The organism is Enterobacter cloacae complex sp. 382A5 (assembly GCF_050031095.1).
Taxonomy (GTDB): domain Bacteria; phylum Pseudomonadota; class Gammaproteobacteria; order Enterobacterales; family Enterobacteriaceae; genus Enterobacter; species Enterobacter cloacae.
In genome coordinates, this window is record NZ_JBLGVK010000001.1 from 2,815,370 (window position 1) to 2,829,303 (window position 13,934).

The following is a 13,934-nucleotide window of genomic DNA, read 5'->3' on the forward strand; positions in this document are numbered from 1 at the left end:
TGATTATGCATGCTTTCTTAGCCTGGATTCTGCGCAATCTTCGCCCCCCGCAATGCTGACGCCAGAAGGCATTTGCAGTATACTCCCGCCCTCATTCTTTAACTGGCGCGGGTGGCAGTCAGCCCGCATCAAAAACGTAAGGTATCCAGGTGAATATTCAGGCTCTTCTCTCAGAAAAAGTCAGTCAGGCACTGATTGCCGCAGGTGCGCCTGCGGATTGCGAACCGCAGGTTCGTCAGTCAGCGAAAGTACAGTTTGGCGACTATCAGGCTAATGGCGTGATGGCAGTGGCTAAAAAACTGGGCATGCCGCCGCGACAACTGGCTGAGCAGGTGCTGACTCACCTGGATCTCACCGGCATTGCCAGCAAAACCGAAATCGCTGGTCCGGGCTTTATCAACATTTTCCTTGAGCCGGCCTTCCTGGCAAGCCACGTTGACGCAGCGCTGAAATCTGACCGTCTGGGCGTAACCCAGCCAGAGCCACAGACCGTGGTGATTGACTACTCCGCGCCAAACGTCGCGAAAGAGATGCACGTTGGCCACCTGCGCTCCACCATCATCGGTGACGCGGCAGTACGCACCCTTGAGTTCCTCGGTCACAAGGTGATCCGCGCGAACCACGTTGGCGACTGGGGTACCCAGTTCGGTATGCTGATTGCTTACCTGGAAAAACAGCAGCAGGAAAACGCGGGTGAAATGGCGCTGGCGGACCTGGAAGGGTTCTACCGTGAAGCCAAAAAACACTACGACGAAGATGAAGCCTTCGCCGAGCGCGCGCGTAGCTATGTGGTGAAACTGCAGGGCGGCGACCCGTACTTCCTGGAGATGTGGCGCAAGCTGGTGGACATCACCATGTCCCAGAACCAGCTCACCTATAACCGTCTGAACGTCACCCTGACCCGCGACGACGTGATGGGTGAAAGCCTCTATAACCCAATGCTGCCGGGCATTGTGGCCGACCTGAAGGCCAAACACCTGGCGGTTGAGAGCGAAGGCGCAACGGTCGTATTCCTTGATGAGTACAAAAACAAGGAAGGCGAACCGATGGGCGTGATCATCCAGAAAAAGGATGGCGGCTACCTCTACACCACCACCGATATCGCCTGCGCGAAGTACCGTTACGAAACGCTGCATGCTGACCGCGTGCTGTACTACATCGACTCCCGTCAGCACCAGCACCTGATGCAGGCGTGGACTATCGTGCGTAAAGCCGGTTATGTTCCCGATTGCGTGCCGCTGGAACACCACATGTTCGGCATGATGCTGGGTAAAGACGGCAAGCCGTTCAAAACCCGTGCGGGCGGTACGGTGAAGCTGTCCGACCTGCTGGATGAAGCGCTGGAACGCGCCCGTCGCCTGGTGGCAGAGAAGAACCCGGATATGCCAGCCGAGGAGCTGGAAAAACTGGCGAACGCCGTGGGTATCGGTGCGGTGAAATACGCGGATCTCTCCAAGAACCGTACCACCGACTATATCTTCGACTGGGACAACATGCTGGCGTTTGAAGGTAACACCGCGCCGTACATGCAGTATGCCTACACCCGCGTGCTCTCGGTGTTCCGTAAAGCGAATATCGATGAAAGCGTGCTGGCGAATGCGACCGTCACCATTACCGAAGATCGCGAAGCCCAGCTGGCGGCCCGTCTGCTGCAGTTTGAAGAGACGCTGTCCGTGGTTGCACGCGACGGTACGCCGCACGTGATGTGTGCTTACCTGTACGATCTGGCCGGTCTGTTCTCCGGCTTCTACGAGCACTGCCCTATTCTGTCTGCGGAAAATGAATCGGTCCGCAACAGCCGCCTGAAGCTGGCGCAGCTGACGGCGAAGACCCTGAAGCTGGGTCTGGATACCCTGGGTATCGAAACCGTAGAACGTATGTAATACAAAAAACCCGGCCATCATCGCCGGGTTTTTTTATGATCAGAAGTACTTCCGCAAATACTCCGTCAAACAGAGGATTGCCATTGCCTGACCGTACGGCATCGACGTCAACGGGATCTGGCGGTAAAACTCCAGATCGCTCCCCATCCCGGTTCCGAACGACGTTTGCAGCAGCTCCCCTTCCGGCGAGATGTTTTTCACAATCCCTCTGATGGCTTTCTCCGCGACATCAGCGTATTCCGCCGCCACATAGCGTTTACGCACGGCCTTAAGAATACCGTAGGCAAAGCCTGCCGTGGCCGATGCCTCCAGGTATGAGTCTGGGTCGTCGAGCAGCGTATGCCACAGGCCACTGTCGTCCTGACATGTCGCCAGCGCGGCAATCTGCGCATTGAGCACCTGCGTCAGATAGCGGCGCACGGCGTTGTTTTCCGGCAGATCGACCAGTTCGAGGAAGTCCGGGATCACAATGGTGAGCCAGCTGTTGCCACGCGCCCAGCGGGCATGGGCAAAGTTATGGTTGCCGTCATAGTTCCAGCCGTGGAACCACAGCCCGGTCTCCCGGTCCATCAGGTTCTGCACATGCAGCAGGAACTGGTACACGGCCTCCTCAACGTATTCCGGTTTGTTCAGCAGCTTGCCAATTTTGGCTAGCGGCAGGACCGTCATCATCAGCGTGTCATCCCACATCTGCTGCGCGTTCTCTTCCGCCAGGGTAATGTGCTGCATGCCGCCGTGTTCGGTACGCGGCATCTCATGCATCGCCCACTCCGCCCAGCTCTCCAGCCACGGCAGCCAGGCCGGATTTCGGGTCTCTTCATAGCGGTACGCCAGCGTCAGGAACGGCGACATGGTATTCACGTTTTTGGTGGTTGCCCCTTCCGCAAAACGGTCCGCAAACCAGCTGTCGATAATGTCGCGCATCCCGTCGTCGCCGGTCTGGCAGTAGTACTGCCAGATACCGTACAACCCGACGCCGTGCGTCCACTCCCACCCTGCCCAGCCTTTGGTATCTATGACGCGCCCGTCGTCCAGCCGCAGCAAAAATTCACCCGTTTTGTCGTGGATATTGACCAGGTTATGCGTCACCTTCTGAATCAGCGATTTCAGCTCGTCCCTGGCGATAAAACGCTCTGGCTGACGCAGCAAGGGGCTATGTTTGACAGGCCAAACTTTCATCATCTTAACCTCTGTTGTATGTCGAATTCAGTACCGCACGTCCCTTCAGCGAAGGGGCCACTGGTTTATTGCGATTGAGATAACCAATGTTGTTATTCCCCCACAAGGATTCGAACGGCATACCGGCCAGCATTTCTACGGTGGCGCGGGCGTGCGGGGTGGCCGCTTCAGGCATGGCGCGGCCCGATTCGCGCATTTTCGCGGTCTCTTCGCGCAGCGTGCTGTGGGTTTGTAGATTGAGCCTGAAGCGCAGGGAAACCAGGAAGCCACAGAACAGCACCAGAAGGGTTCCCACGCTCAAAATCAGCAGAATGGTGTGGCTGACTTCAGCAGGCTGGGTTTTCTGACCGCTGACAAAGCCGGACATCTGCATCACGATGCCCACCAGCATTACCGCACCGGCCTGAGACGCTTTTCGGGTCAGCGTCATGATACCGGCGAAGATGCCCTCACGACGCTGGCCGGTGATCACCTCGTCCACGTCAGCAATGTAGGTATAGGTGTTCCACGGCACATAGTTGATACCGCCGCGACCAAGACCGGCAACCGCGGAGATAAGTAGCAGCAGAGCGTAAACGTCGCTCAGTCCGGCGTAATACAGCACGGCGTAAGAGAGAGAGGCCAGGCCAAACAGCACCACCACCATGCGGTAAGACGGCGCAGGCCCAAAGCGAATGCACAGCGGGATCATCCCAATCACGGCAAGGAACTGGAAAATAGCCATCGTGCCCAGCAGGTTTGACGCCATTGACGCCTCCTGCATCAGCACAAACACCACGTAATAGGTAAAGACGGCGTTGAAGACGTCCTGCGCAATGTAGCCGCCGAGGTACATGCCCAGGTGCTGACGGAAAATCTTGATGCGCAGCGTCGAGCTTAACTCCACAAACAGGCGGTTCAGGCTCTGGCCCAGGGTCAGTTTTTTCTTCTCTTCTTCCGCGCGCAGGGCCGCTTCGGACCACTCCTCGCGCGGGCGTTCCCAGGTGAAGAACCAGACAAAGGTCAGCATCAGCGCGCACAGCACCGAGAAGACCAGGCTTGCGTAGAAGAAAGAGATCGCGTTGTCTTTACCAAAGTGGGTCAGCAGGATCCCCGGCAGGAACGAAGCCAGGATAGCGGACATCTGCGCCATCGAAATACGCGCACCGGAGAATTTCGTTTTCTGTTTAAAGTCATCGGTCATTTCCGGGACCAGCGTTTCATACGGCACCAGAATCATGGTGTAGACGATATCGAAGACCAGATAGGTCAGCAGGTAGTACCAGAAATTCATCTCCCCAACCCACATCAGGGAGTAGCTGAAGACGCAGGGAATACCGAGCAGAATAAAGAACTTGCGGCGGCCAAAGCGTTTGCCCAGCCAGGTGGTGCCAAAGTTATCGGTTAAAAAGCCCATCAGCGGGCTGACCACCGCGTCCAGTACCCTTGCAGCAGCAAAAATAAAGGTCGCTTCAATCGGTGTGAGTCCACAGAAGGTCGTATAAAAATACAAAAGCCAGGCCGCCGTCAGCGCGGTGGTTCCCGCGCCGAGGAAATCCCCTGCCCCGTATGCAAGATAGTTTGCGAGTCCAATTTTTCGTGTTTTCATTGCCGTCAACCCTAATCAGTTTTAGGAGACCCCCTGTAAGCAAACCTCGTCCGGGAGTTTTTACACGGCTACAGTAGAATTAACGCACTGTGGAAACCTTTCTGTTTCTGCCATCACACCGCAAAGGCTGGCAAAAATGCAAAGAGTGTCATTACGTGCATCACTGATTTATAAAACAGCGTTTCTATTACTTCAAAAGGTGAGGTCATTTTTGCGAGCCCGCTATCATAAACGTTGATAACGGACGTTGAGGCAGGCAACTAGCGGTAGTTAACGATAACGGAATTACTCTGCACCTTGAGCGCCGGGATCAACCGCCCGCCGCCCGGCACTTCCCAGATAAAGCGTAAAGGTTCTATAGCAGGTACGCCGTTAAACGCCTGGGTAGTGCCGCTCTCTCCGTCGATTTCCGTGCAATGGCTCTGGGAGCACAGACGCACCTGCAGCCCGGCGGGCGTCGGGCCAATCAGCGAGTAGTTCCACACCACCAGGCTCATCTGACCGGACACCGGTTCAGAAGGCGCCAGCGGGCGCGACGACATCGCCACGCCACGGTTGCTGAGGGTCACGCCGATACTGCTGGCCTGCCAGCTCCCTTCGCCCGCGGCCTGCGCCACCAGCGGGAAGAGTAATAGCCCTAACCACTTACGCATTATTTACCTCCAATCGTCGCCGTCATACGAATATGGCGATTATCAGACAGCTCCAGATTCGACAGCACCACCAGCTGGTTCAGGCTACGGCGCAGGAAGCGTGACAGCAGCGGACGCAGCGCATGGTTCACCAGCAGCACCGGCGGTGCCCCCAGCATCTCCTGACGCGCCAGCGCCTCCTGTGTTTGCGCCAGCAGACGGTCAGCCAGACCCGGCTCCAGCCCGCCACCGCCCTGCAGGGCCTGCAGCAGCAGACGTTCCAGCGGTGTATCCAGGCCAATCACCTGCACTTCGCCGGTGCCCGGGAACCACTGCTGGGTGATCGCGCGGCCCAGCGCCACGCGCACCACCGCCGTCAGCTCATGCGGATCGCTTTGCAGCGGCGCATGCTCGGCGAGGGTTTCCAGAATGGTGCGCATATCGCGGATCGGCACTTTTTCATCAAGCAGGTTTTGCAGCACCTTATGCAGCGTGGTCAACGTCAGCACGCCCGGCACCAGATCCTCCGTCAGCTTCGGCATCTCCTGGCTCACACGGTCGAGTAACTGCTGTGCTTCCTGACGGCCAAACAGCTCTGCTGAGAACTGTCCAATCAGGTGGTTAAGATGGGTAGCGACCACGGTACTGGCCTCCACCACGGTATACCCCTGAATTTGCGCCTGCTCTTTGAGCGCGCTTTCAATCCAGATTGCGGCCAGACCAAACGCGGGATCGATGGTCTGTTCACCCGGCAGCGTACCGGCGGCTGTGCCTGGGTTAATCGCCAGCCAGCGGCCTGGATACGCATCACCGCTGCCAATCTCAACCCCTTTCATCAGAATACGGTAGCGGGCAGGTGGAAGATCCATGTTGTCGCGGATGTGCACAACCGGCGGCAGGAAGCCCATATCCTGGGCGAACTTTTTCCGGATACTGCGGATGCGGCCAAGCAGTTCGCCATCCTGCTGGAAATCGACCATCGGGATCAGACGGTAACCCACTTCCATCCCCAGCGAATCTTCCAGCTGAACGTCGTTCCAGGTGGCTTCCACGGCCTGCGTGTTCTCCGGCATTTTTACCGGTACAGGTTCTGCCGCGGGTTTCATTTCACGGCCACGCATCCACCAGGCAAGGCCCAGCAGTGCTGCCGTGAACAGCAGGAAAACCAGGTTCGGCATGCCCGGCACCAGGCCGAGCAGACCCAGCACCGCCGCCGCCAGCAGCATGACGCGCGGGTTGCTGAACAGCTGACCAACCATCTGCTCGCCAACGTCCTGATCGGTACTGACGCGGGTAACAATAACGCCCGCGGCGGTAGAAATGACCAGCGCCGGGATCTGGGCAACCAGACCATCACCAATGGTCAGCAGCGTATAGCTTTCAGCCGCCTGGCCCATGCCCATGCCATGCTGCAGCACCCCAACAAGCAGGCCACCCACCACGTTAATCACCATGATGAGAATGCCCGCGATGGCGTCACCGCGCACAAACTTACTCGCACCGTCCATTGAGCCGTAGAAGTCTGCTTCCTGGGTCACTTCCGCACGGCGTTTTTTCGCTTCATCTTCCGCGATAAGCCCGGCGTTAAGGTCGGCGTCGATCGCCATCTGCTTACCCGGCATCCCGTCCAGCACAAAGCGCGCACCCACTTCCGCAATACGCCCTGCACCTTTGGTGATAACCATAAAGTTGATGATAACGAGAATGACAAACACCACGATGCCGATGGCAAAGTTACCGCCCACGAGGAAGTGGCCAAAGGCCTCAACCACTTTACCCGCGGCTGCCGCGCCGGTGTGGCCTTCCATCAGGATGATACGCGTGGACGCCACGTTCAGCGCCAGTCGTAACAGGGTGGTAAACAGCAGGATGGTCGGAAACGCCGCAAACTCAAGGGTACGCTGGGTGAACATCGCCACCAGCAACACCATGATGGACAACGCAATGTTGAAAGTGAAAAGCAGGTCGAGGATGAATGCCGGCAGCGGCAATACCATCATCGACAGGATTAGCAGGATGAGGATCGGCCCGGCAAGGATTTGCCATTGGGTCGATTTCAGGTTGCCGGGCAGGCGCAACATTGCCACCAGATTAGCCATCAGTGTCCTTCTCGTTCATAAAATCCAGCGCAGCAGGCACCGGAAGGTTCTCAGGTTTGACAGGTCGTTGACCGCCAGCCAGACGCCAGCGTTTCAACTGCCATACCCAGGCCAGCACTTCCGCCACGGCGGCGTAGAGTTGTCCTGGGATCTGTTGTCCAATTTCCGCGTGGCGGTACAACGCACGCGCCAGCGGCGGCGCTTCCAGTATTGGCACCCGGTTTTCCGTGCCAATCTCGCGGATGCGCAGGGCGATTAAGCCCGCCCCCTTCGCCACCACTTTCGGCGCGCTCATTTTGTTTTCGTCGTACTGCAGCGCAACGGAATAGTGGGTCGGGTTGGTGACAATAACGTCAGCTTTCGGCACATCTTCCATCATCCGTCGACGGGCGGCGGCGCGCTGCATCTGGCGGATACGCCCTTTCACGTGCGGGTCGCCTTCCATCTGCTTATATTCGTCACGGATATCCTGACGGGACATGCGCAATTTTTTGAAGTGGCTGTACAGCTGGAAGATGACGTCGAACCCCACCATCGGAATAATGCTGAGGACCACCAGCAGCGCGCAGAGTCCGACCAGATTCAATGCATTGCTCATCGCGGTCAGAGGCGACTCGCTGATAAGCCGCATCATTTCCGGCCAGTTGTGCCAGAGGTAAAACCCCGCGGCACTGCCCATCAGCGCCGCTTTGAGGATGGCTTTAAGCAGTTCTGCCCCGGTCTGTGCGGAGAACATTTTCGCGATGCCGGACAGCGGGTTCAGTTTGGAAAATTTTGGTTGCAGCGATTTGGTGCTAAAGACCAGACCGCCAAGCATCACCGGCGAGATCAGCGCGACCAGCACCACCCCGGTAATCAGTGGCAGCAGTGCGACCATGGCCCCTTTAATAAGCTGAATAATCTGGCTGAGGATAAGGTTTGGGTCGTTGACCATACTGTGGTCGAAACGTAATCCGGCAGAGAGCATCCCCGCCAGTTTTCGGGCGAGCGACTCCCCACCCCACCAGATGATGCACACACCCACAATAAGGATCAGCAGGGATGTCAGCTCTCGGGATCGGGGGATCTGCCCTTCCTCACGCGCTTTTTCAAGTCGGTGGGGTGTGGGGGCTTCTGTTTTGTCGTCGTTCTCTTCTGCCACAGTGCATGCTCAGCCCATTACGTCACGGGTATCATGCCTAAGATTCTCATTAACAATCGTGTAAATAAGCCATCAAAAAGGGGGGAATTATCCCCTTAACCCCAACGTTCTTCATTTTGCATGGACATTTGTTGCGTAGTGTCTTCCAAATTTTAAAGATTGATTGCATACCTTATCGCCGTGCCAGAGAGAGTTTGATAGGTTATCTAACATACCGTAACAGAAGGGATTTCATATGGAATGGCATAAGTTATTAAATAGTGGCAGACGGAAAGATAAGACAAAAACGATCGGGAAAAAAACCTCTGACCTCGCCTCCGGGCGACAAGAAATAGAGCGTGATTATGATCGCTTACTCTTTGCTGCACCAACTCGTCGGCTGGCAGACAAAACACAAGTATTCCCCCTGGACTTGAATGACAGTGTAAGAACACGTTTGACCCATTCGCATGAAGTAGCAAACTTTGCCCGAGGGATCGGGATGCGTCTCGCATTTGAGATGAAGGAAGAGATCTTTGGTGAGAGTTGCAAACATCTTGTTCTTGAGCGTGATGTTCCAGCACTTCTGGCTACAATCGGTTTAGCACACGATCTCGGTAATCCTCCCTTTGGGCATCAGGGCGAGTCAGCGATGCGTGCTTGGTTCAAGCGTAACCTCAAGCCATTAATTGACATGATTTCTGATTCTAACCTCAAACCTGTTTTTAATGATTTTTTGCATTTCGATGGTAACTCTCAAACGCTACGCCTCGTCACCCGACTTCAGATCATCAACGACAATTATGGTTTGAACCTGACATATGCCACGCTTGCCTCAATGATAAAATATCCGCAATCCTCCTGGACTGAGAATAAAAAGTGGAGCAAACACGGCTACTTATATTCTGAGGAACAGGTTGTTCATGATATTTGGGAAGAGACAGGGCTGTCTGAAGGACTTAGACATCCGTTTACCTACCTTATGGAAGCGTGCGATGACATTGCCTATTCAATTCTTGATGCAGAAGACACTATAAAGAAAGGTTTAGCATCTTATCAGGATCTTATCAGTTTCCTTTCCAGTTGGGAAAACGGCCAGGATCCTATGATCGCACAGCTCATCACGGATGTTGAACGCAAAAATAAAGAATGGGAGTGGCGCAAGCGAGACCTGTCTCCTTCCGAAATCAACGACCTTAGCATGCAGATGTTCCGTGTATACGCAACAAATGTTCTCATCAAAAGTGTTGTTAAAGCTTTTAGCGAATGCCATAAACAGCTTTGTGAAAAAGATTGTGCGATCAAGGATCTTATTAGTATAAGCATCGGTAACGAACTCTGTTCCGCCTTGAAAAAATTCGATAAAACCCGTGGCTATCGTCATCGGACTGTACTTGAACTTGAACTAAAGGGGTCCAACTACATTCAAGGGTTAATGGATATGCTTTGGGTGGGCATTAAAGGTCGAAAAAGCGGCGGTGACGGTTGGGATACCCCCTTTGGTCGTTACGCCTATGGACGTATATCAGAAAACTATCGACGCGTTTTCGAGGACCCGGACAATGCCTTGCCGCCTCTATATAAAGAAGCTCAACTCCTGGCGGATGCCATTTCAGGCATGACAGACAGTTATTTGATACGTCTTCACGATGAGCTAAAATCGCTTTATGAATATGAAAGTCGTCTCCAGCCATCAACGCCTTAAGCTCAGAATCGAAGATTTTTTCGACATTAGCGAAGAGCGAAAGCAAGCCAGAGCACTCATTGATGCTCTGGCTGAGCGTTCTCATGCGTGGATTTTCGGCGGGATGATCCGCGACATAGGTCTTTTTGGGCGTGGCGGATTCTCATCAGATATTGATTTGGTTATCGACTTATCACGAGATGACCTGATTAACGCTCTGAAAGCGCTAAACATTGAACATTTCAGTATGAATAAGCTAGGTGGGATCCGCTTTCATTATAAAAGTCTGGATTTTGATATCTGGAGCATCAATGACACCTGGGCATTTAAGAATCGTATCGTTGAATTTAAAGACACCTACAGCCTGCTGAATACAACGCTTATGTCCTGGGATTCCGTGCTTTACGATGTGAAGAATAGACATGTCATTAGTCCTGAAAACTATCTCCATGATTTACATCTTCGTCGGCTTGAACTCGTTCTTCAAAAAACACCCAATGAAGTCGGTTCCGTTATTAAAATCCTGCGCACAATTTACAATAAGCGAGTCCAGATTATCGGTCCCCAGCTTTCCATTTTTCTCTTACAGGCACTGCAAGAACACAGCTACGACCAGCTCAGACAGTATGAATACTGTAGCTATCGTTCATCTTCGTTTAATGATGATGACCTGCAGCGCCTAAAAGAGAATCTTTGTCATTCCGAATGCGGATTTGATATCAAAATTTGCCTTTAAAAAAGCAAAGACACCACCCGTAAGGTGGTGTCTTTATATCAGAAGCCGAGACTGTCCAGCAGGTCGTCTACCTGATCCTGGCTTGCCACAACGCCCGCTTTGGTGGCGTCGAGCTGTGGGCCATTGAGCAGGCTTTCGTTCTCGCGTTTCGGACGAGCAGCCGGTTCCGGGATGTTTTCCAGCAGCACCATCAGCAACTGACGTTCAATCTCCTGAATCACATCCATCATGCGCTTGATAACCTGACCGGTCAGGTCCTGGAAATCCTGCGCCATCATGATGTCCAGCAGCTGAGCGTTGGTGAAGCTGGTGTGGCCCGGTACATCGCCCAGGAACTGACGGGTATCCGTCACCAGTTCGCGGGCATCCGCCAGCTCGATAGGATTCTCAAACCACTCATCCCAGCGTTTGGTCAGCGCTTTCGCGCCCTTTTCCATCGCATCCTGGTGCGGTTGTGACGCTTCAACGCTGTTCAGCGCACGTTCAGCCGCTTGCGCGGTCATCTGCACAACGTAGTCCAGACGGTCACGCGCATCAGGAATCGCTTCCGCCGCTTCTGCGATTGCCTGGTCCAGCCCCAGTTCACGCAGGCTGTCACGCAGCATGCGTGTCAGGCTGCCGATGCGGGCAATGATATCGCTGGGCGAATGTTCTTCAACGGGTTTCATAGCAGGTTGCATCATAACCAACACCTCACATGCCGAGTTTCTCGAAGATCTTACCGAGCTTCTCTTCCAGGGTCGCCGCGGTGAATGGCTTCACCACATAGCCGCTTGCGCCCGCCTGTGCAGCGGCAATGATGTTCTCTTTTTTCGCTTCTGCGGTCACCATCAGCACCGGCATAGAGGCCATGCCTGCATCCGCGCGGATGGTTTTCAGCAGTTCCAGACCATCCATATTCGGCATGTTCCAGTCAGAGATAACAAAACCAAACCCGCCCGCCTGCAGTTTGTTCAGCGCATCCACGCCGTCTTCTGCTTCTTCAACGTTGTTGAAGCCCAACTCTTTCAGCAGGTTACGCACAATGCGACGCATGGTGGAAAAGTCATCCACAACCAAAAACTTAAGCTCTTTATCCGCCATAAAATAATACTCCTGAGTCAAATACGTATTGCCTGTCCGGCACTGATTTTCGCCAGCATCTGCTGGCTTACCTGGCTAAGATCGACCACTTCGCTCACGCCACCCATATTGATGGCCTCGCGCGGCATGCCGAACACCACACAACTTGCTTCATTCTGCGCAATAGTCCAGGCGCCAGCCTGGTGCATTGCAAGCATTCCGGCGGCACCATCGTTGCCCATCCCCGTCAGGATCACCCCAACGGCGTTGCGTCCCGCATGTTTCGCCACCGAATGAAACAGCACATCCACCGACGGACGGTGCCGGTTTACCGGCGGCCCGTCATGAATTTTGATTTGATAGTTAGCGCCGCTGCGCGCCAGCTCCATATGCTTATCGCCCGGCGCGATGTAAGCATGACCCGGGAGCACACGTTCGCCATCTTCCGCCTCTTTCACGCTGATCTGGCACAGCTTGTTCAGACGCTCCGCGAACGAGCGGGTAAAGCCTGGCGGCATATGTTGAGTGATCAGAATACCCGGACTGGAAAGCGGCAATGGCTGGAGTACATGGCGAATTGCCTCTGTTCCTCCGGTTGATGCGCCAATCACCAGCAGTTTTTCCGAGCTGAGTAACGGACCCGCCTTCAGGGTTGCCGGGGCAGCCGTTGGCTTATGGGCCGCGAGCTTCGCGCGCGAGGCGGTGCGGATCTTCTCGGCGATCATTTCGCTGTAGGCCAGCATGCCTTCACGAATGCCAAGCTGAGGTTTGGTGACGAAATCCACCGCCCCCAGCTCCAGCGCGCGCAGCGTAATTTCCGAGCCTTTGCCAGTCAGCGATGAGACCATCACCACCGGCATTGGACGCAGACGCATCAACTTTTCCAGGAAATCAATGCCATCCATGCGCGGCATCTCGACATCCAGCGTCAGCACGTCGGGGTTATATTTTTTAATTAAATCCCGCGCTACCAGCGGATCCGGCGCGGTAGCGACCATCTCCATGTCGCTGTGGCTATTGATAATTTCAGTCATGATCTGGCGCATCAGCGCCGAATCATCGACAGACAATACCCTGATTTTACTCATGCTTTTTCCTTACTCAGCGCATATACCGTTTGCCCACGCAGGCTAAACTCACGCACGAGGTTGCTGAAGTTTTCCGAGTGCCCGGCAAACAGTAAACCGTCAGGCTTGAGCAACGGAACAAACCGACGCAGAATGTCCTGTTGCGTCGTTTTATCAAAATAGATCATGACGTTACGGCAAAAAATGGCGTCGAAAGGCCCCGGCACGTTGTACTGCTTATCCAGCAGGTTAACCGGTGCAAACTCCACGCAGTTCGCCAGCTCCTGGCGCACGCGCACCAGCCCTTCATGCGGGCCGGTACCGCGCATGAAGTAACGCTGAAGCTGCTGAGGCGACAACGTCTTCAGCTCATCCTGGCGATAGACGCCGTTACGCGCCTTCTCCAGCACTTCGGTGTCGATATCGCTGGCGTACACTTTCCAGCGACCCGGCGCCATTCCCAGGGTATCGGCAAGGGTGATCGCCAGCGAGTAAGGCTCTTCCCCCGTCGAGGCCGCCGCACTCCAGACGCGATACTCCCCGGTGCGACGGCGGGCGTGCTCTGCCAGTACCGGGAAGTGGTGAGCTTCGCGGAAAAAGGCCGTCAGGTTAGTGGTTAAAGAGTTAATAAAAGCCTGCCACTCGGCGCTGTTCTGGTTCGCTTCGAGCATGCTCAGGTAGCGACCAAAATCATCCAGCCCCAGCGTACGCAGGCGCCGCACCAGACGGTTGTAGACCATGTCTCGCTTATGGTCAGCAAGCACGATCCCCGCACGCTGGTAAATTAACTGACATATCCGACGAAAATGCGCGTCGGACAGCGCGAGGCGCTGTGTCATCTGCAACAATAATGACGTTTGCCCTGGAGGCATTGGTGATGTCAT

12 protein-coding genes are annotated in these 13,934 nt (G+C 54.9%); 3 read left to right on the plus strand and 9 right to left on the minus strand.

All coding sequences use genetic code 11. The features are described from left to right. Positions 1–149 precede the first annotated feature (149 nt). Positions 150–1,883, plus strand: a complete 1,734-nt coding sequence (gene argS, locus ACQG2G_RS13285; RefSeq protein WP_029882318.1) for an arginine--tRNA ligase — start codon at positions 150–152, stop codon at positions 1,881–1,883. Between the two features lie 39 nt (positions 1,884–1,922). Here the strand turns inward: argS and ACQG2G_RS13290 are convergent, their stop codons facing one another. The 5 genes from ACQG2G_RS13290 to flhB form a co-directional block, all read right to left on the minus strand. Beyond that, positions 1,923–3,062, minus strand: coding sequence for a glycoside hydrolase family 88/105 protein (locus ACQG2G_RS13290; protein ID WP_061773041.1), 1,140 nt, complete (start codon positions 3,060–3,062; stop codon positions 1,923–1,925). 4 nt (positions 3,063–3,066) lie between these two features. Then, entirely contained in the window at positions 3,067–4,650 is a 1,584-nt protein-coding gene (locus tag ACQG2G_RS13295) for an MFS transporter (RefSeq protein ID WP_061771654.1), read from the minus strand. A 260-nt stretch (positions 4,651–4,910) separates the two neighbouring features. Further along, entirely contained in the window at positions 4,911–5,303 is a 393-nt protein-coding gene (flhE, locus tag ACQG2G_RS13300; protein ID WP_061771655.1) for a flagellar protein FlhE, read from the minus strand. Then, positions 5,303–7,381, minus strand: coding sequence for a flagellar biosynthesis protein FlhA (flhA, locus tag ACQG2G_RS13305; protein WP_020687642.1), 2,079 nt, complete (start codon positions 7,379–7,381; stop codon positions 5,303–5,305). The genes flhE and flhA overlap by 1 nt, the downstream gene beginning before the upstream one ends. Beyond that, positions 7,374–8,522 carry a flagellar biosynthesis protein FlhB gene (gene flhB, locus ACQG2G_RS13310; RefSeq protein ID WP_013096066.1) on the minus strand — a complete coding sequence of 383 codons (1,149 nt, stop codon included), beginning with the start codon at positions 8,520–8,522 and terminating at the stop codon, positions 7,374–7,376. The genes flhA and flhB overlap by 8 nt, the downstream gene beginning before the upstream one ends. A gap of 235 nt (positions 8,523–8,757) precedes the next feature. Here flhB and dgt point away from each other — a divergent pair, with 235 nt between their 5' ends. Both dgt and ACQG2G_RS13320 read left to right on the plus strand, forming a co-directional pair. After that, positions 8,758–10,206 carry a dGTP triphosphohydrolase gene (dgt, locus tag ACQG2G_RS13315; RefSeq protein ID WP_061771656.1) on the plus strand — a complete coding sequence of 483 codons (1,449 nt, stop codon included), beginning with the start codon at positions 8,758–8,760 and terminating at the stop codon, positions 10,204–10,206. Next, positions 10,169–10,921 (plus strand): hypothetical protein, encoded by a 753-nt coding sequence (locus ACQG2G_RS13320; protein ID WP_236276431.1) that lies wholly within the window; start codon positions 10,169–10,171, stop codon positions 10,919–10,921. Before dgt ends, ACQG2G_RS13320 begins: the two co-directional genes overlap by 38 nt. Positions 10,922–10,959: 38 nt before the next feature. Here the strand turns inward: ACQG2G_RS13320 and cheZ are convergent, their stop codons facing one another. From cheZ to cheR, 4 genes are read right to left on the minus strand one after another with little or no spacing between them, the layout of a single operon-like run. Further along, positions 10,960–11,604: a protein phosphatase CheZ gene (gene cheZ, locus ACQG2G_RS13325; protein ID WP_013096065.1), complete on the minus strand. Its 645-nt coding sequence runs from the start codon at positions 11,602–11,604 to the stop codon at positions 10,960–10,962. Between the two features lie 10 nt (positions 11,605–11,614). After that, positions 11,615–12,004, minus strand: coding sequence for a chemotaxis response regulator CheY (gene cheY / locus ACQG2G_RS13330; RefSeq protein WP_008500431.1), 390 nt, complete (start codon positions 12,002–12,004; stop codon positions 11,615–11,617). 17 nt (positions 12,005–12,021) lie between these two features. Beyond that, on the minus strand, positions 12,022–13,071 hold the full coding sequence (locus ACQG2G_RS13335) for a protein-glutamate methylesterase/protein-glutamine glutaminase (RefSeq protein WP_003859716.1): 1,050 nt from the start codon (positions 13,069–13,071) through the stop codon (positions 12,022–12,024). Continuing rightward, on the minus strand, positions 13,068–13,934 hold the full coding sequence (gene cheR / locus ACQG2G_RS13340) for a protein-glutamate O-methyltransferase CheR (RefSeq protein ID WP_008500429.1): 867 nt from the start codon (positions 13,932–13,934) through the stop codon (positions 13,068–13,070). The genes ACQG2G_RS13335 and cheR overlap by 4 nt, the downstream gene beginning before the upstream one ends.

Bases quoted from the DNA above. Each gene is read 5' to 3' on its own strand.
- cheZ (WP_013096065.1), bottom strand. From the start codon at position 11,604: ATGATGCAACCTGCTATGAAACCCGTTGAAGAACATTCGCCCAGCGAT.
- dgt (WP_061771656.1), top strand. From the start codon at position 8,758: ATGGAATGGCATAAGTTATTAAATAGTGGCAGACGGAAAGATAAGACA.
- flhE (WP_061771655.1), bottom strand. From the start codon at position 5,303: ATGCGTAAGTGGTTAGGGCTATTACTCTTCCCGCTGGTGGCGCAGGCC.
- ACQG2G_RS13335 (WP_003859716.1), bottom strand. From the start codon at position 13,071: ATGAGTAAAATCAGGGTATTGTCTGTCGATGATTCGGCGCTGATGCGC.
- cheY (WP_008500431.1), bottom strand. From the start codon at position 12,004: ATGGCGGATAAAGAGCTTAAGTTTTTGGTTGTGGATGACTTTTCCACC.
- ACQG2G_RS13320 (WP_236276431.1), top strand. From the start codon at position 10,169: ATGAATATGAAAGTCGTCTCCAGCCATCAACGCCTTAAGCTCAGAATC.
- ACQG2G_RS13295 (WP_061771654.1), bottom strand. From the start codon at position 4,650: ATGAAAACACGAAAAATTGGACTCGCAAACTATCTTGCATACGGGGCA.
- cheR (WP_008500429.1), bottom strand. From the start codon at position 13,934: ATGACATCACCAATGCCTCCAGGGCAAACGTCATTATTGTTGCAGATG.
- flhA (WP_020687642.1), bottom strand. From the start codon at position 7,381: ATGGCTAATCTGGTGGCAATGTTGCGCCTGCCCGGCAACCTGAAATCG.
- ACQG2G_RS13290 (WP_061773041.1), bottom strand. From the start codon at position 3,062: ATGAAAGTTTGGCCTGTCAAACATAGCCCCTTGCTGCGTCAGCCAGAG.